Consider the following 23,756-nt stretch of genomic DNA (forward strand, 5'->3'; position numbering starts at 1 on the left):
GGAAATTCGCCCCCAGCTTCGCTCCGGCGCCCGCAGTCGGTAACCTCGTCCCGGATGGTTAGCGTCTCCACATCCGCCCGGCCGCTGTCGGGACCTCGCATGCCGGGAGCCCACCGCATCGGTCGGCTCGTCTGGCTGGTTCCGGTACTGCTGGTCGCCCTGAGCGTGTTCTGGCTGTTGCGGCCCAGCTGGCCCCTTCAGCCGATCAAGCGCGAATTCATCGACCTCCAGGTGTATCGCCTGGGCGTGCAGGCGATGTGGGACGGCGCCGATATGTACGGCAGTCTGCCGAAAACCACGCTCGGGATCAGTCTGCCGTTCATCTATCCGCCCTTCGCCGCGGTGGCGCTCGGCCCCTTCGCACTGCTGCCGTGGAATGCCGCGGCGATCAGTTTCTTCGTGGTTTCCACGCTCGCGCTGGCGATCACGCTCTATCTGGTGGCGCGCCGGGTCTGGGGCAGCGGCGGCACCGAGGTGGTGCTGTGGGCGAGCGCCTGCGCGATTCCGCTGGGCATGCTGCTGGAACCGGTGCATTCGACACTGGATTTCGGACAGGTCAATCTGCTGCTGATGGTGCTGGTCGCCGCCGACTGCCTGCCCAAACGCACCCGCTGGCCGCGCGGCGTCCTGGTCGGCATCGCCGCGGCGATCAAACTGACCCCGGCCGCCTTCGTCCTCTATTTCCTGGTTCGCCGCGACTACCGCTCGGCGCTCACCGCGGCGATCACCGGTGCCGTCGCCACCGGCATCGCGTTCGCCCTGATGCCGCACGAATCGGTGAAGTACTGGTTCGGCGGGATGGGCAATGTCTCGGGCCTCAGCGGGTCGGCTTTCCGGACCAATCAGTCGATTCAGGGCGTGCTGTCACGCTTCCAGGTCCCCGAACCGGCCTTCACCGCCCTGTGGGCGCTGCTGAGTCTGGCGCTGCTGGTGCTGGTGGTGGCGGCGATGCGACGCGCGGTCGCCGATCCGGCGCTGGCCCTGGCGTTCAATGCCGTCTTCACCCTGCTGGTTTCGCCGATTTCGTGGTCGCACCACTGGGTCTGGATCGCGCCGGGCCTGCTGGCGGCCGTCGGCGTCGCGACTCGGCTGCCGCGCCGGTCGGCGATGATCTGGTACGCGATCATCATCGCGACCGCGGTCGTGTTCACCATCGGCCCGCAGAACTGGGAACCCGGCGACAACAATCGCGAACTGGCCTGGACGCCGTGGCAGCATCTGGTCGGCGACACCTATGTGTGGCTGAGCGTGCTGCTGGTCGCCCTGTATGTCGTCACCGCACCGCGGCCCACGACGGCAGAACCGCTGCTGCCCGCGTCGTTGCGTTCGCTGCGCACCAAGGTGCCCACCGAGTCCTGAGCCGACACGCCGGGCGCAATCGATCGGTAAATCTCCGAGGCATCCTCCGCCGCCTGGCACCCGGCGTCGGCGACACACCACCGGTGATCTCCCAACACCCCGGTCACCCTGCACTTCCGTCGTACCGTAGATAAATATGGACGACAACACGCCGACCGCGGACGGTGATCCCACCCGCCCGGATCGGCAGCTGATCCAGCGACGAGAGCAAGCCTGGAGCAACTACCAGCAGGCTTGCGCCGATCTCGCCGGTACCCGGATCCGCGCCAATCTCGACGGATGGAAACGCTGGCTGCGCATTCTGCCCGGCGCGGCGGTCGATCAGGCCGAACGCCGCCGCGACGAGATCCGCGCCGAACTGGCGCGACATTGCGTCGGGGCCGACGACCATTGGTGGGGCGTGCTGTCGGGCGGCGACACCGGAACCTTCGGCGGCTGTTTCGGACTCGAGCACACCATCGGTCAGCTCGCCGAGCGCTACGGCAAGGCCGATCCGCATTGGGTGCGCACCCTGCGCGAAACAGCGCGCAGGACCACCGATATCCGTCCGCTCGCCGCCGACGGTGACCGCACGGCCGTCAGCGATCTCACCGATCGCGTCGTGCAAGCCGTCCGCATGGCGCCCGACGACGAGGCGCGGCGCCGGCTCATCGTGCACCTGCCCGGCGAGGTGCGCCCGGTGCCGGCGGATCCGGCGACGCTGGCCGGAGATCAGGGCCCGGTCGCGGTTCAGTTCGAAATCTATGCCAGCACCGTCAAACTCGATCACATCGATGTGATTCCGCCGCTGCGCCGGATGGGCCTGGGCACCGCGACGCTGCGCCATCTGTGCCGCACCGCCGACGCCCACGGCATGCATATCGTCGCGCAGCTGGTCCCCACGTTCCGCGACGACGATTCGGCGGTCCCGATCCTGGCGCGCTGGTTCCGCGAGCAGGGTTTCGAGGTGACCGAACGCCTGGGCGGGCGGGTCGTGCGGGCACCCGCCAGCATCCCCTAGCCGGTCGTCGTGGCCGCGCTGATCACCGTGTGCGCGTGAGGAATTCACCGATCGCCGGGGCCAGTTCGGCGGCGACCGGATCGTTACTCACGCCCGGCAGCTCCCGCAATTCGGCATTCGGGAGCACCTCGGCCATCTTCTTGGCCCCCTTGGTGAGCGCGGGGGCGGAACGATCGCCGATCAGCAGCAGGGTCGGCGCCGTGAGCGCGGCCCAGTCTTCCGGCTGGATGGTCTCACCGCGCGAAAACGGTTTCAGCACAGCGAAATCGTGGGCCGTCGAATCGGCGGTGGCGACCAGCTTCTTCCACACCGACGACATCCGCATGACCGCGACGACCAGTCCCGGCACACCCATCACCTTGGTCATGTAGTACCGGACCGCACCGCTGCGCTTGCCTGCAGCGATGCACTCCCGCAATTTCTCCTCCGCGTCCTTGGGCGGCACGTGATCCTTCGGGTCGACCACGAACGGCGGTTCGAACGCGACCACGTCGGTGATTCCCGTGATCGCGCCCGAGCGCGCGGCCAGCAGCGCCAGGATCGCGCCCGAGCCCCAGCCGAACAGGGCGGCCGATCCGCCCTCGGCCTCGACCAGCGCGCGGATGTCGGCGATCTCGTTGGCGCTGTCGTAGACCCCCGGCGAGTCCGCGCTGTCGCCGCGCCCGCGCCGGTCGTAGTTGAGCACGCGCAGGCCGTAGTTCTCGGCCAGCGCTTGCGCCAGCTCGACGGTGTTGGGCACCTGCCGATAACCGAATGCGCCGCTGATCAGCACGACGGTTCCCGCACTGCCGGAACCGATCCGGTCGAAGGCGATGGTGGTGCCGTCCTGCGACGTCACGGTCTGCATGTCCTACTCCTTCGCGGGCCGGGTTCGGTTCGAAAGTACGCGATGGGTTCGCGAGCTCCGGCGGGGCCGGTCGGTAGGCTCGCACGGACAGTATTCACGGGCGAGGGGGTGCAGTGGTGACGATGGTCGCCGGACCGCACGGACTTCCGCGCGTCAGCGGATTTCCGAGTTCGGATTTCGATCCCGGCTCGGACAAATGGTCGGGTGTCGCGATCAGCGAGGATCGCATCCGGGCGCTGGCGATCGGGGCGTACTACGGCCGCAGCTGGAGCTCCTACAACGACACTGTCGCCTTCCAGCCGGAACACCCCGGAAGTTCGGAGACCCGGCGCGAATCCACTATCGAGGGCCTGCACGAATCGTGGGGTGTCGACAACGCCGAGGATGCGCGCGACACCATCGGCCGGTTGCTGAGCGGGATGCACGCACCGCTGTTCGCGATGGTGCATCCGCTCGCGACCGCGGCCGCCCAGGACACCACCCGCGTCGACCGCACCGGCCTCGCCGACAGCCACCGCGAATTCCTGCACACCGTGTCCGAGGTGCGCGGCTACCGCGGCGTCAACGGCATCGACCGCGATTACGACGCCTGGTTACAGGCCATCAAATTCGGCATCGTCGACCGGCTACCGCAACCGCTGAACACCGATGCCACCGCCTGGGACCTCTCGCGCATCGTCTTCATCGCCCGCGCCGCGCACACCGCCGGATATCTGGACGAGGACGAGGCGTGGACGCTGCTGGGCCGCGCGCTCGCCAAAGCCCAGCAGCACTACCGCAATTGGCGGCAGTTCGCGGCCGGCTTCCTCACCGGCGCCATCTTCTGGGCGGCCACTCAGGACCTCGCCGCGGCCAAGGAGCAGGTCGACGAACGCCGCTGGATGATCCGCGGCCTGCTGATGCGTCCGTCGAGTCCGTGGCGGCGGGTGGCGCTGCATCCCGGGGCGCCGGTATTCGGCCTTTCCCCGTTCCACTGACGGCGGCGGTTACTGCGGCATCGCGCGCAGAATGCCGATGCCCTCCCATTTGAACTGCTCGGTGTCGACCATGCCGAGTTTGCGCCGCTCCACCAGCAACTGCCATTCGCCGAACAGGTCCAGCGACGACGGACGCGCCATCACGATGGAACCGTCGACATGTTCGATCTCGCAGGCCAGCCGCACGGCGCCGTCGACGCGCAGCAGATCCTCGGCCTCGGTGGAGACGAATTCCAGATCCGTGTTGCCGTCCGAAATGCGCAGCGTCGCCACCGATCCGGGCGGCGCGGCCACATCGGTGCGATCCAGCGCGGCCACCGGGAATTCGTAGGTGGCCCCGGCCGATACGAACAGCAGCCGCAGGGTGGTGATCACCACCAGCCCCGGCGCCCCGCGATGGCCGCACGGTGCGCATTCGAGGACGTATTCGTCCGGGCGGGCGTAGGCGTGCAGGGCCGCCAGCTCCCGCGCGCACATTTCCGGGGTGCGCATCCGCTCGGCGGCGCGCGACACGTCGGGACGGATCGGGCCGTACTGCCCCGGAACCGGCCGGGGCGGGGTCAGATTCGGCCGCTGCCGCACGATGCGCCGCATCTCGAGCAGGTCGTCGCCGATCGCGCGGACCAGTGTGGCGGCCTGCGTGAACACCTCGGGTTCGAAGAAGATCGTCGCCGGATTGCGCCGGGTGGCAACGCCTTTGATCACATAGTCCGGCGCCCGGAAATACAACAGGATCAGCAGGTCACCGCTGTCGGCCTCGGCGAGGCAGGCGTCACGCAGATCGCAGACCCGCACATCCATGGCGACATCGTCGTCGACGCCCAGTGGCGTGGTGGTGATCCGCCCGTCGGCATATCTGACCGCGGTCCGACGCCCCCACACCTCCAGCACTGCCGCATCCTCCCCATCCGACCCGGTGAGACCTCATCGGGGACGGATTCTACCGAGCGCCCCCCGCCGTTTCGGGTATCCGGCGAACGCCGATCAAAGGTTTCCGGCGAACATGCTCGCGAGTCCGGTGGCGGTCGCCACGGCGGCGCTGCCCGTACTGAGTGCGGCGATGAGAAGTGCGTATGTGCTACTCCGGGACACCACATCACCCCGACACGCGAACCGGATGGATGTGTCCGGCCCGTGAATGTGGGTGGCACACTGGCCGAATGCTCGGTGTACAGCCGGAGACCACCGAAATCGCGGAGCCGACCAGCCAACGGCGGCTGATCCGCTACGCCGTGCGGTTCGCTTACCTGGCCGCACTGGTCGCGGCCTTGATCACCGGAGCACTACCCGGTGGCCGCGTGCAGGAAGCCGCGTGGATGATCGGCGGCGTTCTCGCCTTCACCATCGACCGGCCCTGGCGCGAGCACATCCGGGTACTGACCGACTGGCTGCCGCTGATCGCGGCGCTCATGGTCTACGACTACACCCGCGACCTCGCCGACAAACTCGGCATGCCGCTGCGCATGCACGAACTGGTCACCGCCGATCGCTGGATGTTCGGCGGCACCCTGCCGACGATCTGGTTGCAGGACCATCTGGCCGGCGACGGCCAGCCCTCGTGGACGCCGTTCATCGGCGTGGTCTACACGACGCATTTCATCCTGCCCTGGGCGGTCGCGGCGATCTTCTACGTGTACTCCCGGCCGCTGTGGGTCCGGTATATGCGCCGGATTCTGCTGCTGTCGTATCTGGCGCTGGTCACCTATGTGCTGGTGCCCGCGGCGCCGCCCTGGTACGCGGGGCGCGAAGGAGCCATCCCGGAACATGTGCGGCGGATATCCGGTTTCGGGCTCGGCGTGGTCGATCCCAACGTGAGCGCGCAATGGCTCGAGGACCACGGCAACTACGTCGCCGCCGTGCCCTCGCTCCACACGGCGTTCTCGGTACTGGTGGCCGCGACGCTGTGGCCGCTCACGCGGCACTGGTGGCTGCGCGCGATCCTGGTGATCTATCCGTGCGCGATGGGCTTCACGCTCGTCTACGGCGGCGAGCACTGGGTCTTCGATGTGCTGCTCGGCGGCGTGTACACGGCCTTCACGATCCTGATCACGCGCATGTGGGAGAACTGGCGGGCGGGCCGGGCACTGTTCGGTCCGCTGCCCGCGGCCGGCCGGGGTGACGGGTCGGAGGCCATGGCGCCCGCGGCCCCGGCCACCGCGGTGTGACGAGCGTCTCTCCCCTCTGCGCCCCGCGGAACAGGCGCAGGTGAGCAGTCGTTTCTCGCGGCTATCAGTGCGGTTCGGCGCGAAAAACCACGTGCTCACGTGTTTGGTTCACCGGAATACTTGCGCGGCACCGATGAGTTGAGTGGGTCACGGTCGTCAGGTCTGGTGTGGCGTTCGAGGCACAGAGGGTGGCTCGACGTCGGTCGGACATTCTGCGTCGCAACACCCGGAGGTACACATGCCCGCCGAACCAGTCCATCGCCCGGCCGGACGAAGAACCCCCGCGGTGATCCGGCTGCTGGTCCTCGCGACCTTCGTGGTGATCCTCAACGAGACCATCATGATCAACGCGATCCCCCGCCTGATGACCGATCTGCACGTCACCGAGCGGTCCGCGCAGTGGGTGTCGACCGCGTTCATGCTCACCATGGCGGCCGTCATCCCCGTCACCGGATGGTTCCTGCAGCGCGTCACCACCCGCCGCGCCTATGCGCTCGCGATGGGCGTGTTCCTCGCCGGCACCCTGTTGTCGGCCGCGGCGCCGTCGTTCGCGGTGCTGCTCGTCGGTCGCGTCGTACAGGCCGGTGGCACCGCGGTGATGATGCCGCTGCTCATGACGACCCTGATGACCGTGGTGCCCGAACACGATCGCGGCCGTGTCATGGGTAACGTCACCCTCGCCATCTCGGTCGCTCCGGCCATGGGGCCGGTCATCTCCGGCCTGGTACTCCAGATCGGTTCCTGGCGTTGGCTTTTCCTGCTGGTGCTGCCGATCGCCGGTGCGGTGACCTTCTTCGGCCTGCGGAAACTGGAGAACGTCGGCGAACCCGAGAGCGGCGCGATCGATTGGGCCAGTGTCGTTTTCGCGGCCGTCGGCTTCGGCAGCCTGGTCTACGGCCTCAGCCGGTTCGAGGTGGGCAACATCGTGATCCCGGCGCTGATCGTCGCCGCCGGCGTGGCCTTCATCGCGGTGTTCGCCGCCCGCCAGATCCACCTCCAGCGCACCGGATCTCCCCTGCTCGATCTGCGAATCCTGTTGTCCGGCACCTACACCAAGGCACTCGTGCTGATGGCGGTGGCCTTCCTGGCGATGATGGGCTCGATGATCCTGCTGCCGCTGTACCTGCAGAACTTGCGGTCGCTGTCACCGCTGGAAACCGGTCTGCTGGTGATGCCGGGCGGGTTGGCGATGGGTCTGCTGGGGCCGACGATCGGGCGGCTGTTCGACCGCTTCGGCGGGCGCATGCTGGTGATTCCGGGTGCGATCGGCATCGCGGCGGCCCTGGCCGGCTTCACCCGCATCTCGCTGACCATGCCGTACTGGCAGTTGCTGGCGCTGCACATCCTGCTGATGGTGTCGCTGGCCGCGGCCTTCACCCCGGTCTTCACCCTCGGTCTCGGCGCGCTGCCGCAGCATCTGTACTCGCACGGCAGCTCGATGCTCGGCACCCTGCAGCAGGTGGCCGCGGCGTTCGGCACCGCCCTGGTGGTCACGGTGATGACCGCCCGCGCCACCACCCTCACCGATCGCGGGATCGCACCGCTCGTCGCCCATCTGTCGGGTATGCGGCTGGCCTTCGGGATATCCGCCGGCCTGGCGCTGATCGTCATCGTGATGGCGGTGCTGCTGCCCAACCGCTCGGCCTCCTCGGAGGCGGTCGTCCTCGACTCCGAGGAGGCCGAGGACACCGAGATGGTCCGCGGCTGACCACGGCCCGAAACGCCCGCGAGACAACCGGTCTCGCGGGCGTCGTCGTGTCGGCTCAGCCGCGATCGGCGCCGGGACGAACCGGTATCGACACCGGCCCCACGGTGAAGAACGAAGGCGTATAAGGGATTTCGGCGGGATCCACGGCGAGCGTCAGATCCGGGAACCGCCGGTACAGGCTCGCCAGCCCGAGCCGGCCCTCCAGCCGGGCCAGCGGTGCGCCGATACAGTAGCGCGGTCCGTGCCCGAATCCGAGGTGCGGCCGCGGCGGACGGGTGATGTCGAATTCGTCGGCGGTCTCACCGTGCTGCGCGGTGTCCACTCCGGTGGCTTGGTAGACGACGCCGACCGCGTTCCCCTTCGGAATCGGAACCCCGTCGATCGTCACGTCCTGCAGCGTGAATCGGAAACTCGTCATCATCACCGAGTGCCGGTAACGCAGCGTTTCCTCCACGACGTCGGCCCACCGATCCTCCGCCTTCACCAGGGCCAGCTGGTCGGGATGCCGTCCCAGCGCGACGACCGCGTTCCCGAGCAGGTAGACGGTGGTTTCGTGGCCGGCGATCAACATCAGCCACAGAATGGCGACCAGTTCGTCCGTGGTGAGCCGATCGCCCTCGTCCCGCGCCCGGACCAGATCGGAGGTCAGATCGTCACCGGGCTCGCGCTGTTTGCGCTCGACCAACTCGTAGAGATAGCCGCGCAGCGCCACCTGCGTCGAGAACGCCTCCTCGGCCGAAATCTCTTGTGACAGTGAGGTCAACGTCCACTGCCGCAGCTGCGCCCGCTCCGATTCCGGTACGCCGAACAGCTCGCTGATCACCGCCATCGGCAGCGCGTCGCAGAACGCCGGCACCAGATCGACCGGATCCCCCGCGGCCGCCACACCGTCGAGCAGGCCGTCGATGATCGCCTGGATCCGCGGCTCCAGATCCCGGACCCGAGCCGGAGTGAATCCCTTTCCGACCAGGCCGCGCAGTCGTCGATGGTCCGCACCGTCCTTGGTCGACAGATGATCGCCCTGCACGATCGCCCGGAACGGCCAGTCCTCGGGGATCGAGCCGTCGTAGAGGGCGGGCCAGTGTTTCGGATCCCGGGCGAAGGTCTTGTTGTCACCGGCGAGGATCTCCTCGACCGCCCGATGGGAGAGCGCGAGGTAGGCCGGAACCCCGCCCGGAAAGTCGACTTCGACCACCGGAGCGGTCTTGCGTAGGCGGAGGCAGGTATCGAGGGGACGTTCGTTCGCATCGGGAAAAGCAGGTCGGTTCGTCATCACGGAACCCTTCGACTGTCGACGTGCCTGCGCACGCGAGGGATGAGACCTGTTGCCCGCGAGATCATCTCAGAATCGCGGTGCCGGGGGAGCCGGTCGAGCACCACCGGTGGGGAGAGTCGATTCCCTCGGCTCGGGTCGCGCGCGACGACGCGGCGACGCTTCCGAATTAGAACGTGTTCTATATTCGAGGCGACCGTTCCGGCGATACTCGGGAGTTGACGACATGTACAAGTGGTCCGACGAAGATCTGATGCTTCGCGACGCCGTGCGCGGCTTCATCAAGAAGGAGATCGAACCGCATGTCGACCGGCTCGAAAGCGGGGCTTTGCCGCCGTTCGACATCATCCGCAAGCTCTATGCCACCTTCGGCCTCGACGAGATGGCGCGCGAGGGGCTGGCGAAATCGCTGGCCCGCGAGGAAGCCGGAACGCCGGCGAAGTCCGGCGGTTTCAGCGGTTCCGGCAGTATGGGCGTCATCCTCAACAGCGAGCTGGCCGGCGTGAGCCTGGGCCTCGTCGCGTCGATGGGCGTGAGCCTCGGCCTGGCCGTCGGCACCATTCGCAGCCGCGGCACCCTCGCGCAGAAGAAGCGCTGGCTGCCGGAGCTGGTGACGTTCGAGAAGGTCGGCGCCTGGGCGATCACCGAACCCGATTCCGGCTCCGACGCATTCGGCGGTATGAAGTCCTACGTTCGCCGCGACGGCGAGGACTACATCCTCAACGGCCGCAAGACCTTCATCACCAACGGTCCGTACGCCGACGTGACCGTCGTCTACGCCAAACTCGACGAGGAGGACGGCACCGATCGCCGCGACCGCAAGGTGCTGACCTTCGTCCTCGACAAGGGCATGCCCGGTTTCGTGCAGAGCGCGCCGTTCAAGAAGATGGGCATGAATTCGTCCCCCACCGGCGAATTGGTCTTCGACAACGTCCGCCTGACGCCCGACCGCCTGCTCGGCGAAACCGAGAATCCCGCCAAGGGCGACGGCAAGGACAGCGCCAAGGAATCCTTCGCCGCCGAACGCATCGGCATCGCCTCCCTGGCGCTTGGCATCATCAACGAATGTCACCGGCTCTGTGTCGATTACGCGAAATCGCGCACGCTGTGGGGTAAGGAGATCGGCCACTTCCAGCTCATCCAGCTCAAGCTCGCCGAGATGGAAGTCGCCCGGATCAACGTGCAGAACATGGTCTTCAACGCCATCGAACGCACCGCCGCCGGCGAATCCGTCTCCCTCGCCGAAGCGTCCGCCATGAAGCTCTACTCCTCCCGCGCCGCCACCGAGGTCGCCATGGAGGCCGTCCAGCTGTTCGGCGGCAACGGCTACATGGCCGAGTACAAGGTGGAACAGCTTGCCCGCGACGCGAAGTCGCTGATGATCTACGCGGGCAGCAACGAAATCCAGGTCACGCACATCGCGAAGGGCCTGTTGAACGCGTGACCCGCGGGCCCCTGCCGCACCACCGGCAGGGGCCTGGAATCGGTGGCGCCCGGCTTCGGCGCCGAACTTTTCGTGCAAACCTCGGCGAGAATGCGAGAAAACCGCCCGATCGGGCGCGGTTTGCACGATCAGTTCACCGCCGGGCCACGGTGCGCATGGGCGGGAGCCCGCCGCGTCAGATGCGCTGGTCCGCGAGCTGCAACACCAGGCAGGCGACGGCCAGAGGCAGGAACACCCCCACGGCCAGATAAAAGGTCTGGGCATAGTCGGCGACACGGATGTGGGTATAGGCCGCGCAGACGAAGTAGAGCACCAGGCCGATCGCGGCGGCCGTACCCACATACGGCACCCCGAGCACACCCAGCAGCAGCCCGGCCGCACCGGCGAGCTTCAGGGTTCCGATCGGAAAGGTGAGCCACGACTGCGGAATCCCTGCGGTCTCCATCGCGGGCGCCAGCGTGGCCATGACCGGGGCGAATCTGGTGACGGCGGCGACCCCGGAGAAGGTGTTGGCGGCGATGGTGACGAGCATGACGGTCAGATAGGTGACGAACATCAGAGCCTCGCTCGGTCGACAATTAATACTGTTTCCCAACTATATCGTTTTCATACGATATGAGATAGGGTGGATTCGTACGCCGAGCAGTCGCCACGGCGACGCTCCCACCCGAGCGGAGGACCGCACATGTCCGATGACCTCTCCGTATCCGGAATCGACCCCACGACGGTCGATTTCGAGCAGCTCTACAGCGGCGCCGCCCTGGCCCCCGGCCTTCGACTGGAGAAACCACCGTGGGACATCGGCCGCCCGCAACCGCTGCTCATCGCCTTGGAACGCGCCGGCCGGATCACCGGCGAGGTGCTCGACATCGGCTGCGGCCCGGGAGACACCGCCATCCACCTCGCCGAACTCGGCTACCGAGTGACAGGTCTCGACATCGCCCCCACCGCGATCGACCAGGCCCGCACCCGGGCCGCGGGCCGCGATCTCCCCGTCGCCTTCGCCGTCGCCGACGCGACCACCCTCGCGGGCTACGACAACCACTTCGACACGGTGGTGAGCAGCGCCCTCCTCCACTGCCTCTCGCCCGCCCAGCGCCGATCCCACATCGCCGCCCTCGCCCGAGTAACGAAGCCGGGCGGCCGCCTGATTCAATTCAGCTTCAGCGCAACGGAACACGCGCAGATGTACGCGCCGTACCCGCTGTCCGAGCCCGAACTACGCAGCGAATTCACCACACCGGACTGGAACATCAGGACCCTGAGGCCGGAGTTCATCGAGGCAGTGAATCCGCCGGAGGAGATCCGGAAACTGTTCGCCTCGAGGGGTTTTCATCCAGACGTGGACGAGACCGGCGGGCTGCGCCTCCCCGTTCATTTGCTGGAGGCGCAGCGCGCGTAACCGCTCCGGGCTCCGACGAGGGGCGGGGTTCGGGTCAAGGCAGCCGGGACCGTTCCCGGTTGCCTGTGGCGGACCCTCGCTCAGTGGGAGTCGCGGGCAGCCTGTTCGATCACCCCGGCCACCGCATCGGGGTGGGAGACCGCGACGGAATGCGATGCGGCTACCTCTGTGACGTGGGCGTGGGCGCGTTCGGCCATGAACCGCTGCGCCGCGACCGGAATGTTCTTGTCCTCGGTCGTAATCACATCCCAGCTGGGCTTCTCTGTCCAAGCAGCCGCCGTGGCCCGCTCCTCGAGCGCGGACTGCGCGATCGGCCGTTGCGTAGCAGCCATCAGGGCCGCGCGGTCCGGGGCGACGTCGGCGGCGAACTGGTCACGGAACTTGTCCTGCTGAATGTAGAGGTCTGTGCCGGTGCTGCCGTCGATATTCGTGACCGGCACCGGATCGAGCGTGCCCGGCAAGGTGGAGCCTGGGAACTGATCGGTCAATCCCAGTGCTGTCTCCCCCGTTGCCGGCAGGAACGCCGCCACATAGACCAGGCCCTTGACCTGTTCGTTCCCGGCGCCCGCCGCACTGATGACCGACCCGCCGTAGGAATGCCCGACCAGGATCACCGGTCCGTTGACATGGCTGATCAACCCACGCAACCCGGTGGCGTCCGCGGCGGGCCCGCGGAGCGGATTCGCCGCGGCGACAACCGGATAGTGATCACTACGCAGCTTCTCGATGACACCGTCCCAACTGGACGCGTCCGCGAACGCGCCGTGCTCCAGCACGATCGTCGGCTTCGGCGCATCCTCGCCGGGACCGGCCTGGGATGTCGTTTCGGCGGCACAGGCAACGGCCACGCTCCCCGCGACGACAACCGCCGCGACCGCCGAAACCGTCCGGACAACGCGCCGCCGCGTGCGGCCACGTCCGACTACGACCATGTGATTACGCCCTTCGAACAAGTGGTGCGGATATGCGTTCCACTCTGCGAGGCCGGCCCGCAGCCAGGCATCCGTCGCATGACGCTGTCGGCGACGTAATCGACCCCGGCCCCCGATTACGTCGTCATCAGCGTCATGCGACGGATGTCGCCGCCGGATCCCCGGACGACAGTGAGTTCTGTCGTTCCAACCGAGGAGAATCCGATGAGTACCCCCACCCTCGCTACCACGAAAACCGAACGCGCCGCGCTGATCCGCCTGTACGTGAGCCGCGGCGTGCTCGCCCTCGCGTGGGCCGCCGTCTTCGCCGCCGCACACGAAACCCTCGATGCCCTCGCCGTCGCCTTGCTGGTGGCGTACCCGTTGATCGACGCCGTCTCGTCGCTGATCGACTACAAAGCGACCGATGCGGGCCCCGAACGCCGGGTAACCGCCTTCAACGCCGCCCTGAGCACCTTGGCAGCCGTCGCGGCCGGTACCGCCGCAATCACCGGCGGCGTAGGCCCAACCCTCGCCACCTTCGGCGCATGGGCGGTCCTCTCCGGTGCGGCCCAGGTCGCCGTCGGCCTGTACCGCCGCAGTCCCGAACTGGGCAAACAGTGGCCGATGTTGATCGCCGGCGGCCTGTCGTTCCTGGTGGGCCTGTTCTACATCGGCCAATCTTTCGGTGACGCACCGACATTGGATGTGTTGTCGGTATACGCAACCGGTGGCGGCGTCTTCTTCATCGCCCAGGCCGCGCTCCTGGTCTGGAAGGGACGATCGACTCCGGTTGTCGCCGAGTGATCCTCCGCGACTCCAGCCCTTGCCCACGTATCCGCACCCGATGCTCCGGATACGTGGGCAGACCCGCGTGGCGGATGCGGGCGGAATTCCTTGCGCGGCGCCGCGGGTTATCCGAGCGCTGTCCGGCCGCATGGATGAGCCAAAGGCGTATCAGATGGCAAAGTGGACCGCACCTGTCTGCGGCTTCTGCGCCTGCGTCGAATCACCCGCGCTGCCTCCTCGACGCACGCATCGAGGTACCTGTTCACATCGGCGGCGGCATATCGCAACACGAACCATCCGGCGCCCAGCAGGGCATTCTGACGCCGCCGATCAAGTCGGAACGTCAGTGCATCGCTGTGGAATTCACGACCGTCGATCTCGATGATCGTCCGCGACCGTTCATCGACGAGATCACCGACGTACTGTCCGATCGGCTGATTCGGCAGCAGATGAAGACCACGCCGTGCCAGCGCACGAGCGAACAACCGTTCCGGCTCCGAGGCGGCATCGAATGCGGCGCAACGCAAGTGTTTGCGCAAATGCGGCGAGCCGTACTGACCGGTGATCAGGCCCGACAACGCGGGTGCCACCGCGCGGGCATGATTGTCGACCATGCGGCCCGCTTCGGCATCCGGCAGGATCGGCACACAATCGAGCAACGTGCGAGCCCGGGTGGTCACGGGAAGTCCCCAGACCTCATCGATCGAATCGGGTCGTAATTCGCGGCGGCTCAATCGAAGCCACTGCGGTGTGGCTCGATACCGGCCCCGGGGCACAGTCGCTTCGATCGATTCAGGTTCCGGCAACATATCCCACAGCCACGCCGCGGTGCGATGGCTCAACACCGCCTCGGGCAACCACGCGAGCACGGCCTCACACCTGGCGCGCTGGGTGACCGTCCCGACCGCGTAGATCCCCGGCAAGACGCGCGTGTATTGCCCGCGCCGGCAGCGAGCGGTAATCGCGGCCGCCGAAACTTCGCGCATCAACTCCACTCTGGTTCGAATCACGGGTACCGATGATTCCGGGCGGCCGGCAGTGAACTCCGAAGTTCACCTGGGCGAACAACAGACCTGTGGATCAGCACGGACCTGTGGATGGGGTGAACAGATCGTGCAATCCTCCGCAAGAATGCGAGAAAACCGCAGAATCAAGGCCGGTTTGCACGAAAAATTCACCACCCAGTACCGGACAACCGGAGCCGTGGTGCGCGCGTGACTTCGAAAGACCGCCTCACGATCAACGCACATAACAGCAGTCTCGCTGCACGAACGAGCCGCTGGTCGTAGCGTGGTAACCATGGGTGTGGGGAAGAAATACGACGACAGCGGCATCCCGCCGAACGACCTCGGCCGCCGCCTGCGCGAAATCCGCGCCTGGCGCGGCTTGAGCCTCGAGGCCGCCGCCGGACTCGCCGGAATCTCCTACGGATACCTCGGAAAGTTGGAACGCGGCGAGAAGTCGCTGGAAAACCGGCGCACCCTGGAGGCGATCGCGGCCGCACTACGCGTGGCGCCGAGCGAGTTCACGGGACGACCGTGGGAGGTCACCGAGGGCCCCAGCGCGGAAGCGTATGGAGGTATCGCTGATGCAGAGCAGGCGCTCGACGCGTGCGAGCTGGGAGAAGATCCCGGCGTAGCGATTCGGCAATGGCCCGCCGTTGCCGCTGATCTCGCAAAGCTCGAGGAGCGGCGAGGGGCTGGGGATTACCAGAGCATCGCCCATATGGCGCCCCCGCTGCTGCTCGAACTACATGCCTTGTACGTGCGCCGGCCCGAGTACCGCGAACCGATACTGTGCGGCATCATCGGCGCTCTGTTCGCGGTGATGGTGATGACGAAGCGTTTCGGTGCCCGTGGCCTGCCGCTGCTGGCCGGGAAAGCAGCGCAAGCGTCCGCCGACGAACTGGACCGACCCGAGTGGCGCGGCGCGGCTATGTGGATGCGCAACAACGTGACCGGCTCGCTCTCCCGACCCCAGCATTACGCCCGTGCGGTCGCGACCGCCGACCAACTGACATCGTCGCTGAACGATGAAACAGTCTTGCAGTCCTACGGCATGCTGCACCTTTCGGCCGCACTGGCAGCGGCTGTGCAATCGGACCGGACGACGGCGGCAACCCACCTCGACGAGGCGGCCGCCGTAGCCGAACGTATGGATTCCGATGTCGGCAGCTTCGGACGTATGTGGTTCGGGCGCACCAATGTTGCGGTTTGGCGCGCCTCGGTCGGGATGGAACTCGGCGACGGCCCTAAAGCACTGGAGGCCGTTTCGGGAATTGGTATCGAGGCGATTCCCGATCGCGCTCGCCTCGCCGGTTTCTACTCGGAGGCCGGGCGGGTCCTGCTCGCAGAAACGAAAACACGCGACTCCGGAGTGGCAACGCTCTTGAAGGCAGAAAAGCTTGCGCCGCAGCGCATCCGAAGTGACCTGTTCGTGCGGGAAGCGGTAGCTGACCAACTCCGCACCGCCCGCCGCGATGCCGGCGGCCGCGAACTACGCGGCCTGGCATGGCGAATCGGCATCGCCCCCGACTCCGGCGAGATCCGCCGCTGACCTGCCCGCCGAACCAGCACGCCAACCCCGCACCCCCAGTTCGCACGCCTCACCCGAGCACCGCGTCCGACCGCTCCCCACGGCGAGTAGGCGCGCTGAGTCCGCACGCCAACCTCGCACGCAGAGTCCGCTCGCCTGGCCCGAGCTTCCGAATCGGAGCGCTGCCTCAGGTGCCGAGAACGCGCATTCCTCTGTCGCGCTTGTCCTTTCAGGACAGAAGGCGCATGACTCCTCTCATACCTTGAGGTACGGCCCCATCGCCGGGTCCGTAGCCGGGCCGAACCCCCGGCTCCTCGGCGGTGGGCGCTCTTGCCGCCGAGGGGATGGAGGGGTGCGTTATGAAAGGCTGTGACTGGATCCTGTTGCTGCTCATCGCAGCACTGCTCGGACTGACCTTCGCGTTAGCGCGCCTACCCCTGCGAGGTGAACGCCGCCGCAAGGACGCCCAGCGGTGACGCCCGCTCATCCGATCGCGCTCGGCTGGGTACATCCCGAATCCACCGCCCCGGACTGGGACACCGCCCAAGTACGCCGCCTGGCCACCCGCCTCGGCTACCGCCTTGTCTGGGCCCCGGAATCCAGCCGCATCCCCCTGGTCGACCAGGTCCGCGCCACCGGCGCCGAAGCCGTAATCGCCCCGTCCACACATCATTTCGACTTCCTCACCCTGAACGCGGTGATGATGCTCGCCGACGTCGAAACCGTCCACCCAAGGCTGTCCTTCGCCCGCTGGGCCACCAGCGGCTAACCGAAACCACAGTCTCGTAGCCGCGGTCCGCTGTCGAAATGCCACCCGGGCGTGCCCATTGCCGCCCCCGCACACCGCGCAACCAGCTGTGTTTTGCCCTGGTCGTACTCGCACCTGCACGGCACGAACACAACCTCTCGATGATAGGGAGAACAATGAAGCCCAATTTTCCTGCCTGGCGCATCGACCTCGCCGACAAGTGGGCGCAGCGCGCGCCGGCGACAGTCGCGATCGCGATCACATGGGGCCTCGATGCGGCAGTCCGCTTCGTCCTACAAACAATCGCGGAAGCACCCAAACCGCATGGGGGCGGTCCAGTTCAGGCTGATCTGTATCCGACTGGCGGAGTAGAGGAATCAATACGGCGACATGTCATAGCGACGGCGATATGCACAGCGTTGCAAGCGGCTGGGTGTTGGCTTACCGCCGGAGCCACACCAACCGCTGGGGCAACCGCTCTGTGGGATCCGTCTACCGGCATACCCTCCGATGCCTTGCGCGCGTCGAACGTCGATGCGTCGAGCAGCGAATCCGGAATCGCCGGGGTCGAGCAGATCGGCTGGAAGATCTGCGGATGGCGCGGCCCCGAGTACTCGATCACCGTCTACTCGACCGCGCGCACCGTCGATCAGTTCGAGAACAAGCCCGGCAACGTCGATTTCACCGACGTGACGATCGCCGGCCGCTGCGGTCGGCAATTCAGGCTTGACGGAGCATCGAAACATCTCAACTGCAACGTCGTATTCGCTGCACAGCAGGGCGTCGTCCAACTTCAGGTACTGATCCGCGCAGCATTGGATAATCCACCGGAACCCTGTGTACTGCTGGCACGAATCGGCGAGAACCTCGTCCCGTGGTTTCCCGAATAGGAAGTGCGACAAGGCAGTTCGGTCCGAAAGGCCCAGTCCGGCTACTTCTTCGGCGCGGGGTTCTGGTCGATGATCCCGTTCAGTGTGGTCGAGTTCGTGTAGTCCTGGCCGGTGAGCCGAGCCAGCGAAATCGCCATGACCTCCCGCATATTCTTCACGGTCTCGATGTGATCTTTGATGACCTGCTCGATAGAGTTGTCATCTCCAACTGCCTGGCGTTTGAATTGCCCCTCCAGCATGTGGCCCATATCGAAGTCCCCGAAACCGGAAACCGCTTGTGCCTGCAGGGCCAACGCATTCATGTCCTGAAGGTCTTCGATGCGCTTGTTGCACGCCGCCAAACATTCGCGTGCAACCTGTTCGTCATCGAGATAAAGGTCACCGGCCCGGGCAGCTGCCACCTGTTGCTGCCATGCGGCGAGGTCGTTAGTCGTCACTATCGTCCCCTGCTATTTCGGAAAAGACGGAACGACTGCCTCGCCCACGCTGGCCAGGGTTGGGCATGGGTCAATCGGGTTGTCCTCCGCAAGTCGCCCGATCACCTGGAGTTGGACTGACGCTCCCTGCTGAGCGTCGAATACCACATCGCACTCCGTCTCGCCGCCCGCCCGAAACTCGGTACCTGCGCGGCCCGCCATAGTGACCGGACGCTGTCCCGTATTGCCGGCCTTGTTCGCTATCTCCGTCGGGGAATGCGCGGCGGTTGAATACACCGAGATCGAGTACTTCGCGCCCTTCCATTTGCAGATCTTCCACCCGTGCTGTTCGACTCCGCCGATTCCGGACTGCTTCGTGCTGGGGTCCACCTGAGCCGCGGTCAAAGCGCTATCCGGAATCCCAGTGCACGGATCCCACACTGCCGCAGCAGCATCGCTCGTGGTCGAGGTAGCCGCACCGTCCGTAGTCGAGCTACACCCCGCTGTCATCACCGCCAGCACCGCCCCGATCGCGACCGCCACCCCTGCCACTCGTCGCTGCACCCGACGTCCTCCCGCTCGACAGACAACTTCGCTACGGACTATAGGACGGGGCAACGCACGACGGGGCTCCATATCCGGCCGCAGGGCCCTGACCAGGGCACCGCCTGGGTCCACCGGGCACCTTCTCGGTGCCCCCGGTCGGACTCGAACCGACACTGTGCGGATTTTAAGTTCGCCTCTCCGTGTTCTTGCAGGTCACGAGTTTGTTGGTCAGTGTTGGCTTGGTTGCGTGAACTGGCGGAACACGTGTTGCTGGCGTTGGCACTCTTTGTGGAGGTCTGTATCGCTGCGGACGGTCTGCGGACAGCGTTGGTCTGCAACGTCAGCCGGGATCGCAGCTGGCGACCTACTCTTCCGACCCGTTCATTACGAGGACCGACGCGACCTTGTGCGCAGCCTATGCGCCGATCGCGCATGAACTGTGTCGCCATCTGAGCATGAGATCGCGCATGAGATAGGCGCTTTGACTTGCACGAGATACGCGCGTGAGGGTACCGTCTACCGCGGCGCCGCTCCCAAAGCCGTTGAGGCACAGTCCCCCTGGCGCCACAGGAGATATCTGAAAATGGCAAAGAAGTACGCGTATCAACTGCGCGAACACCCGGTCGACTATGGCGTTGAGCTCATGATCAAAGATCTGCAGATCGACGTCGAGGCACAACGGACGTTGGGCGAACGCCGAGCACAATCCATGGCGAGCACTTGGGTTCACGAGGCCCGCGGCACACTCATAGTCTCGAAACGAGAAGACGGATCCTACTTCCTGGTTGACGGTCAGCACCGGAAGCGCGCGATGGAACTTCTCAAGATCGAGAAAACACCGTGCGAGGTTCATCACGGCCTAACGCAAACCGAGGAAGCGATCTTGTTTCTGATCAAGAATCGCGAAAGCTCCAAACCGAACGCTATTGACGAATACAAGATCGGCCTGACCGGCGGAATTCCACTGTTTGTTGACACCGAGCAAGTTCTCAAAGAAAAGGGGCTTCAGGTCGGCGCGACAAGCACGAATAGCGTTGGCGCAGTGGCGGGCATCCTTCGAATCACCGAAACGTACGGACCTGAGGTCCTGAAACGTACACTCGATGTCGCCGAGGAGGCGTGGGGGCGAACCGCGGAAACCTGGGATGGCATGTTGCTCGGCGGCCTCGGCATGTTCCTCGGAAAGCACTCTGCCCAAGTGAATGCTCAAACCAACTCTAATTCCGACTTGGCCAAGCGGCTCGGAAAGCACGGCCCAGCTTGGAAATGGAAGTCCAACGTTCACGCGCTCAGCACACACGGCGGTACCACACATTCCGGCACAGGCGGACGGGTATCAGTTTGCTATGGCGAGATCGTGAAGGTGTGGAACAAGAGCCGTCGGTCTGTCACGACGAAGATTCCGACTGACTAATATACCTACGCGGGTTTGGGGTTCAATCGTCCAACGACCGAACCCCAAACCCGCTGATTAAGATTTCCGAGACCGAGCCCGCGAACTGCGCGAATAGCAGTCGGTTCAGGGTGTCGTCTGTGATGGTGATGCCGGGGATGTCGTCGCTGTTGTCGTTACGGATGTCGTCGGCGGCAAGGGCATCCGGCCCACATTTTCCTCCGACGGTGGTGTCGTAGTCCCGGAGTACTGTCACGGTCGTCCTGTCCTACCGAGATGAGGGTGTGCAGAGTGCAACTGTCGGCGCTGACGCGTTCCTCCGTGTTGCAAGCAATCGAGAAGTGCGACAAGGATGGCCGACCGAAGTTCCTGAAAGATCACGGCTTTAAGCCGGCGCGGGAGTACTTCCTGCTGTTCGAGGGTCGCGCCTACGACTCGAAAGCGATCGTCGGCGCTGCGTACGGGCTGATGACCGGCGAGCGCTGCACCGCGGAGGACTTCTCGGGCGGGCTTACGCTGACCAGGCGGCTGGAACAGCTAGGCTTCGAGGTCACCGGCAAGATGGCCTGGACGTTCGAGGAACAGATTCTGGCCTGTGATCTGCTAGACCGGAACAACTGGCAGACGATACCTGAGAGCGATCCGCGGACCGAGACGCTGTCCGAGCTCCTGCGTGGCCAGTGGGTATATGCGCCGAGCATTCCCGAGTACCGGAGCACCGACAGTGTGCACCACAAGTTCGAGGATCTGCGGACCGCGCACCCGGACTACACCGGCACCCGGACCAGGGGAGGCAAACTCTCAGTTCAGGTTGCCGTGGCATTCGCCAACGACCGGGACAAAATGCGTTCCGTCGCCGAGATGCTTCGGCAAAACGGTCAGCTCGCCTTGGTGCTGGACCACGACGACGAGCGCGCCGAGGTGATCGAAGCCGGCATCACGTCAGCCGACGACTTCGCGACCGCCATCGAAGGCAAAGCACGGCACCGGATGTCGCGTGTATACGAGCGGGACCCGCAGCTTCGCAAGCGCAAAATCCAGCAGTCGAGACGCGAGCGCAGCAGCATCGCTTGCGAGGTCTGTGAATTCGACTTCGAGGTCACCTACCCAGGGTTGGGCGACAACTTCATCCACGTTCATCACGTCATGCCGTTGCACGTCAGCGGTCCCGTAGAGACCACACTTGATGACCTCGTGCTGCTCTGCGCGAACTGCCACCAGATGATCCACCGCCCAAAGGAATGGCTGACACCGGACGAACTGCGAGCAAAGGTCGTCCGGTCTCCGCGCAACCTCGGCTGATCGCGCTCGGAACTGTGCCGCCGGGTCCCTGTGTAGCTCAGTCTTCGGCCGTGAAGGGCACTCGTTCCGCGTGGTCCGGGCATTCGAGCCTCAGAAGGTCAAGGAAACCATCGATCGACTTCAGCGCCCAACCGTCGCCGGTTCGGTACAGATCCGCTGCGTCGATGACCCCGGTGTGCTTTCTGAGCAGCATCAGGAATTCGTCGTACGTCTTGGTCTCGCGCATCTCCCGCTCAGTGAGTTTCCGGGGTTCGTCCGGTGTTTCTTCAAACCTCCACCCGAACCGTTCTTTGCATGTCGGACACTGCCCGACCTTGAGTTCTGTAGGCACGAGCAGCACGCTACCTGGAGGGTGCGACAGCAGGCGTCTGCTCCGGAGGCAGGCTCTCTTGGTCCAACTCGGTGTGCGGTCGGTCGTCTTCGTATCGTCCGCTGGGACTTCGGTACTCGGTTGTCCGGTGATGTCGGCCGTACTTGTGACACTGCGGTGACACTGGGATGGCAGCAAGGAACCCTCTGGAACCCTTGTGCGTTCGCGATGGTGACGTCTCGGCTCGTCGGTAGAGAAGGGATACACATGAAGGTGGGAGAATCGGTCTGGCATTCACTTGAGCATTGGGGCAAGGGCGAGTGGGATGCCGCAATGCTCCACGCCTGCAACGCGATTGATGGGACAGCGAAGAAGCGCTATCCGGACATCGGTGTAGGTGCCCGGTTCAAGACGCTGATTCGTGAGGACCTGGAGATTCTGCGGATCTTCGGTGGGAGCCCGTTCGACCTCGAAACAACTCGGTTTCCGGTCCCGGTCGAGTCGCATCTACCGGACAAGAGGCCTGACATCGCGGACGTCATCTATGGCATTCACCGGTGCTGTCACGGGCACGGCGATGATCTGCCAAAGGGCTTCGAACTTATGGTGCCAGGCGGCGACGCACGGAACCCGGCCTACACGACCAGTACCTACGAGAAGGGCACGGCTGCACTGCCGGCGTCCACAGTCATTGGGCTGCTTGTAACAGCGGTGGTGGCACCCGAGAACAAGGACCAGTCGATTTCACTCGACCCCTACTTCACGCTCCAAGGCCGCATCTTCGTGGTCGCCGACTGGTGGGGATGGCGAGATCACATGCGGGAGATCGTGTCGACTGTTCAGCAGCCTATGATCCGGCCGGATTGGGGAGACTGGTGGGACGACTGGGAGCCCGTCAAGAAACCTAAGCGCGGCAAGTAAATCGGCAACTGGGCAACTCGCTTGGCCCTGGTGGTGGTCGGGATGCGACTACGGTGGGCTGGCTCCTGCCTGCCCGTCAAGGCCTGCCCTTCGCGCGTAGAGGCTCCGGGGTCAAGGGTGGGCGATGCCCATCAGCGAAGCTGACGCGTAGCGCCCTTGAGGCTGGAGGGACGCGGGATCACAATGCAGGCCGACCACCACCAGGGCCACGCGGCCGAAGGTCGCGCAGTCGGTAGATGATCGGCGAGCAGTGTGGCGGCTGGTATGGTCTGTGACGCGAGCTCCCGGCTGTTCTGGGAGGGCCTTCCCGATGTGAAGCGGACCACGTTTCTAGGGCCGGCCATAAATCTCACGGCATCACCGGTACGCCTGGTCCAGCGGATCCGGTTCATTCTTCGTATCTGGAGTGAACCGTGTTCGCACTGGTTGTCTGCGTCTGCATCACGCTGGTTGTCCTCGCCGGCCTCGGTGTGGGGGCGTTGGTCTTCTACGTCCGCATCGGAGCGTCTGTACTCAGCCGGCACGGCGCAAGGGAGCTGGATGCCCTGACCGATTTCGTGAAGGCGATGCCGAGTCCTGCGTTCTGGCTCTCGGCCATCAAAATCTCGCTTCCCTCGGCTCCGCACTACACTGACGACTGAGGCAGGAAGCTCGGGGCGGCGTCTTCTTCTATCTATAGATATAAGGCGAATTCGGCAGCGCACGAACGTAAACCGTGGCGGTGACTGCGCTCGCCGAAGTTCCCCACTTGTGCTCGCCGAAATTCCCCACCCGTGAGCGGTGTCGATTATAGGGGTTCGCGGTTTCCGGTGGTGGCTCG

Annotated in this window: 25 protein-coding genes; 15 read left to right on the forward strand and 10 right to left on the reverse strand. The window is 65.5% G+C overall.

Annotated elements, in window-relative coordinates; all coding sequences use genetic code 11:
* Positions 1-54 precede the first annotated feature (54 nt).
* Together IG65_RS0129330 and IG65_RS0129335 are read left to right on the forward strand one after the other, a co-directional pair.
* Positions 55-1,359, forward strand: a complete 1,305-nt coding sequence (locus IG65_RS0129330) for a glycosyltransferase 87 family protein (protein WP_081879853.1) — start codon at positions 55-57, stop codon at positions 1,357-1,359.
* Between the two features lie 136 nt (positions 1,360-1,495).
* The gene (locus tag IG65_RS0129335) at positions 1,496-2,359 is read left to right on the forward strand and encodes a hypothetical protein (RefSeq protein ID WP_030518190.1); all 864 of its coding nucleotides are present in this window, start codon (positions 1,496-1,498) and stop codon (positions 2,357-2,359) included.
* Between the two features lie 22 nt (positions 2,360-2,381).
* Here the strand turns inward: IG65_RS0129335 and IG65_RS0129340 are convergent, their stop codons facing one another.
* Positions 2,382-3,206, reverse strand: coding sequence for an alpha/beta fold hydrolase (locus IG65_RS0129340; RefSeq protein ID WP_030518191.1), 825 nt, complete (start codon positions 3,204-3,206; stop codon positions 2,382-2,384).
* Positions 3,207-3,328: 122 nt separating this feature from the next.
* Here IG65_RS0129340 and IG65_RS0129345 point away from each other — a divergent pair, with 122 nt between their 5' ends.
* Positions 3,329-4,183: a DUF1266 domain-containing protein gene (locus IG65_RS0129345; RefSeq protein ID WP_036526078.1), complete on the forward strand. Its 855-nt coding sequence runs from the start codon at positions 3,329-3,331 to the stop codon at positions 4,181-4,183.
* A gap of 9 nt (positions 4,184-4,192) precedes the next feature.
* Here the strand turns inward: IG65_RS0129345 and IG65_RS0129350 are convergent, their stop codons facing one another.
* Entirely contained in the window at positions 4,193-5,074 is an 882-nt protein-coding gene (locus tag IG65_RS0129350) for a hypothetical protein (protein ID WP_051757165.1), read from the reverse strand.
* A gap of 269 nt (positions 5,075-5,343) precedes the next feature.
* Here IG65_RS0129350 and IG65_RS0129355 point away from each other — a divergent pair, with 269 nt between their 5' ends.
* Both IG65_RS0129355 and IG65_RS0129360 read left to right on the forward strand, forming a co-directional pair.
* Positions 5,344-6,348 (forward strand): phosphatase PAP2 family protein, encoded by a 1,005-nt coding sequence (locus IG65_RS0129355; RefSeq protein WP_063833812.1) that lies wholly within the window; start codon positions 5,344-5,346, stop codon positions 6,346-6,348.
* 238 nt (positions 6,349-6,586) lie between these two features.
* Positions 6,587-8,056, forward strand: coding sequence for an MDR family MFS transporter (locus IG65_RS0129360; RefSeq protein WP_030518195.1), 1,470 nt, complete (start codon positions 6,587-6,589; stop codon positions 8,054-8,056).
* 55 nt (positions 8,057-8,111) lie between these two features.
* On the opposite strand, the gene IG65_RS0129365 is transcribed toward IG65_RS0129360, so the two are convergent.
* Complete coding sequence (locus IG65_RS0129365) at positions 8,112-9,329, reverse strand: cytochrome P450 (protein ID WP_081879854.1); 1,218 nt, start codon at positions 9,327-9,329, stop codon at positions 8,112-8,114.
* 226 nt (positions 9,330-9,555) lie between these two features.
* On the opposite strand from IG65_RS0129365, the gene IG65_RS0129370 reads away from it, so the two are divergent.
* Positions 9,556-10,773 carry an acyl-CoA dehydrogenase family protein gene (locus tag IG65_RS0129370; protein WP_030518197.1) on the forward strand — a complete coding sequence of 406 codons (1,218 nt, stop codon included), beginning with the start codon at positions 9,556-9,558 and terminating at the stop codon, positions 10,771-10,773.
* Positions 10,774-10,948: 175 nt separating this feature from the next.
* Here IG65_RS0129370 and IG65_RS0129375 read toward each other — a convergent pair whose 3' ends face one another.
* Positions 10,949-11,329 (reverse strand): DoxX family protein, encoded by a 381-nt coding sequence (locus tag IG65_RS0129375; protein ID WP_030518198.1) that lies wholly within the window; start codon positions 11,327-11,329, stop codon positions 10,949-10,951.
* Between the two features lie 129 nt (positions 11,330-11,458).
* Here IG65_RS0129375 and IG65_RS35275 point away from each other — a divergent pair, with 129 nt between their 5' ends.
* A complete protein-coding gene (locus IG65_RS35275) occupies positions 11,459-12,175 on the forward strand; it encodes a class I SAM-dependent methyltransferase (RefSeq protein ID WP_051757167.1) in 717 nt (238 codons plus the stop codon).
* 80 nt (positions 12,176-12,255) lie between these two features.
* Here the strand turns inward: IG65_RS35275 and IG65_RS0129385 are convergent, their stop codons facing one another.
* The gene (locus tag IG65_RS0129385) at positions 12,256-13,023 is read right to left on the reverse strand and encodes an alpha/beta fold hydrolase (RefSeq protein ID WP_231509508.1); all 768 of its coding nucleotides are present in this window, start codon (positions 13,021-13,023) and stop codon (positions 12,256-12,258) included.
* 288 nt (positions 13,024-13,311) lie between these two features.
* Between IG65_RS0129385 and IG65_RS0129390 the strand changes: the two genes are divergently transcribed.
* Positions 13,312-13,893 carry a hypothetical protein gene (locus IG65_RS0129390; protein ID WP_030518201.1) on the forward strand — a complete coding sequence of 194 codons (582 nt, stop codon included), beginning with the start codon at positions 13,312-13,314 and terminating at the stop codon, positions 13,891-13,893.
* A 107-nt stretch (positions 13,894-14,000) separates the two neighbouring features.
* Here IG65_RS0129390 and IG65_RS0129395 read toward each other — a convergent pair whose 3' ends face one another.
* A complete protein-coding gene (locus IG65_RS0129395) occupies positions 14,001-14,732 on the reverse strand; it encodes a DUF559 domain-containing protein (RefSeq protein ID WP_197039971.1) in 732 nt (243 codons plus the stop codon).
* 442 nt (positions 14,733-15,174) lie between these two features.
* Here IG65_RS0129395 and IG65_RS0129400 point away from each other — a divergent pair, with 442 nt between their 5' ends.
* The 3 genes from IG65_RS0129400 (at position 15,175) to IG65_RS37315 (ending at position 18,048) form a co-directional block, all read left to right on the forward strand.
* Positions 15,175-16,431 (forward strand): helix-turn-helix domain-containing protein, encoded by a 1,257-nt coding sequence (locus IG65_RS0129400; protein WP_051757171.1) that lies wholly within the window; start codon positions 15,175-15,177, stop codon positions 16,429-16,431.
* A gap of 451 nt (positions 16,432-16,882) precedes the next feature.
* Positions 16,883-17,179, forward strand: a complete 297-nt coding sequence (locus IG65_RS0129410) for a hypothetical protein (RefSeq protein ID WP_030518204.1) — start codon at positions 16,883-16,885, stop codon at positions 17,177-17,179.
* Positions 17,180-17,334: 155 nt separating this feature from the next.
* Positions 17,335-18,048, forward strand: a complete 714-nt coding sequence (locus tag IG65_RS37315) for a DUF3558 domain-containing protein (RefSeq protein ID WP_197039972.1) — start codon at positions 17,335-17,337, stop codon at positions 18,046-18,048.
* A 41-nt stretch (positions 18,049-18,089) separates the two neighbouring features.
* On the opposite strand, the gene IG65_RS0129420 is transcribed toward IG65_RS37315, so the two are convergent.
* A complete protein-coding gene (locus IG65_RS0129420) occupies positions 18,090-18,485 on the reverse strand; it encodes a hypothetical protein (RefSeq protein WP_051757176.1) in 396 nt (131 codons plus the stop codon).
* 12 nt (positions 18,486-18,497) lie between these two features.
* Positions 18,498-19,100: a DUF3558 domain-containing protein gene (locus tag IG65_RS39920; RefSeq protein ID WP_369801608.1), complete on the reverse strand. Its 603-nt coding sequence runs from the start codon at positions 19,098-19,100 to the stop codon at positions 18,498-18,500.
* Between the two features lie 493 nt (positions 19,101-19,593).
* Here IG65_RS39920 and IG65_RS0129430 point away from each other — a divergent pair, with 493 nt between their 5' ends.
* Positions 19,594-20,424, forward strand: a complete 831-nt coding sequence (locus tag IG65_RS0129430; protein ID WP_030518208.1) for a ParB/Srx family N-terminal domain-containing protein — start codon at positions 19,594-19,596, stop codon at positions 20,422-20,424.
* Between the two features lie 22 nt (positions 20,425-20,446).
* On the opposite strand, the gene IG65_RS0129435 is transcribed toward IG65_RS0129430, so the two are convergent.
* Positions 20,447-20,659, reverse strand: a complete 213-nt coding sequence (locus IG65_RS0129435; RefSeq protein WP_030518209.1) for a hypothetical protein — start codon at positions 20,657-20,659, stop codon at positions 20,447-20,449.
* Positions 20,660-20,694: 35 nt separating this feature from the next.
* Between IG65_RS0129435 and IG65_RS0129440 the strand changes: the two genes are divergently transcribed.
* On the forward strand, positions 20,695-21,705 hold the full coding sequence (locus IG65_RS0129440; protein WP_063833814.1) for an HNH endonuclease: 1,011 nt from the start codon (positions 20,695-20,697) through the stop codon (positions 21,703-21,705).
* Between the two features lie 37 nt (positions 21,706-21,742).
* Here IG65_RS0129440 and IG65_RS0129445 read toward each other — a convergent pair whose 3' ends face one another.
* Positions 21,743-21,931 carry a hypothetical protein gene (locus tag IG65_RS0129445; protein ID WP_030518211.1) on the reverse strand — a complete coding sequence of 63 codons (189 nt, stop codon included), beginning with the start codon at positions 21,929-21,931 and terminating at the stop codon, positions 21,743-21,745.
* Positions 21,932-22,282: 351 nt separating this feature from the next.
* Here IG65_RS0129445 and IG65_RS0129450 point away from each other — a divergent pair, with 351 nt between their 5' ends.
* Both IG65_RS0129450 and IG65_RS0129455 read left to right on the forward strand, forming a co-directional pair.
* A complete protein-coding gene (locus IG65_RS0129450) occupies positions 22,283-22,936 on the forward strand; it encodes a hypothetical protein (protein ID WP_036526055.1) in 654 nt (217 codons plus the stop codon).
* Between the two features lie 413 nt (positions 22,937-23,349).
* Positions 23,350-23,577, forward strand: coding sequence for a hypothetical protein (locus tag IG65_RS0129455; RefSeq protein ID WP_030518213.1), 228 nt, complete (start codon positions 23,350-23,352; stop codon positions 23,575-23,577).
* Positions 23,578-23,756: the final 179 nt, after the last annotated feature.

It is taken from the genome of Nocardia sp. NRRL WC-3656, assembly GCF_000720265.1.
Lineage (GTDB): Bacteria > Actinomycetota > Actinomycetes > Mycobacteriales > Mycobacteriaceae > Nocardia > Nocardia nova.

Excerpts from the sequence above, each read along its gene's own strand:
- IG65_RS0129330 (WP_081879853.1), top strand. The coding sequence starts at position 55 with ATGGTTAGCGTCTCCACATCCGCCCGGCCGCTGTCGGGACCTCGCATG.
- IG65_RS0129335 (WP_030518190.1), top strand. The coding sequence starts at position 1,496 with ATGGACGACAACACGCCGACCGCGGACGGTGATCCCACCCGCCCGGAT.
- IG65_RS0129340 (WP_030518191.1), bottom strand. The coding sequence starts at position 3,206 with ATGCAGACCGTGACGTCGCAGGACGGCACCACCATCGCCTTCGACCGG.
- IG65_RS0129345 (WP_036526078.1), top strand. The coding sequence starts at position 3,329 with ATGGTCGCCGGACCGCACGGACTTCCGCGCGTCAGCGGATTTCCGAGT.
- IG65_RS0129355 (WP_063833812.1), top strand. The coding sequence starts at position 5,344 with ATGCTCGGTGTACAGCCGGAGACCACCGAAATCGCGGAGCCGACCAGC.
- IG65_RS0129360 (WP_030518195.1), top strand. The coding sequence starts at position 6,587 with ATGCCCGCCGAACCAGTCCATCGCCCGGCCGGACGAAGAACCCCCGCG.
- IG65_RS0129365 (WP_081879854.1), bottom strand. The coding sequence starts at position 9,329 with ATGACGAACCGACCTGCTTTTCCCGATGCGAACGAACGTCCCCTCGAT.
- IG65_RS0129370 (WP_030518197.1), top strand. The coding sequence starts at position 9,556 with ATGTACAAGTGGTCCGACGAAGATCTGATGCTTCGCGACGCCGTGCGC.
- IG65_RS0129375 (WP_030518198.1), bottom strand. The coding sequence starts at position 11,329 with ATGTTCGTCACCTATCTGACCGTCATGCTCGTCACCATCGCCGCCAAC.
- IG65_RS35275 (WP_051757167.1), top strand. The coding sequence starts at position 11,459 with ATGTCCGATGACCTCTCCGTATCCGGAATCGACCCCACGACGGTCGAT.
- IG65_RS0129390 (WP_030518201.1), top strand. The coding sequence starts at position 13,312 with ATGAGTACCCCCACCCTCGCTACCACGAAAACCGAACGCGCCGCGCTG.
- IG65_RS0129400 (WP_051757171.1), top strand. The coding sequence starts at position 15,175 with ATGGGTGTGGGGAAGAAATACGACGACAGCGGCATCCCGCCGAACGAC.
- IG65_RS37315 (WP_197039972.1), top strand. The coding sequence starts at position 17,335 with ATGAAGCCCAATTTTCCTGCCTGGCGCATCGACCTCGCCGACAAGTGG.
- IG65_RS39920 (WP_369801608.1), bottom strand. The coding sequence starts at position 19,100 with ATGGAGCCCCGTCGTGCGTTGCCCCGTCCTATAGTCCGTAGCGAAGTT.
- IG65_RS0129430 (WP_030518208.1), top strand. The coding sequence starts at position 19,594 with ATGGCAAAGAAGTACGCGTATCAACTGCGCGAACACCCGGTCGACTAT.
- IG65_RS0129445 (WP_030518211.1), bottom strand. The coding sequence starts at position 21,931 with ATGCGCGAGACCAAGACGTACGACGAATTCCTGATGCTGCTCAGAAAG.
- IG65_RS0129450 (WP_036526055.1), top strand. The coding sequence starts at position 22,283 with ATGAAGGTGGGAGAATCGGTCTGGCATTCACTTGAGCATTGGGGCAAG.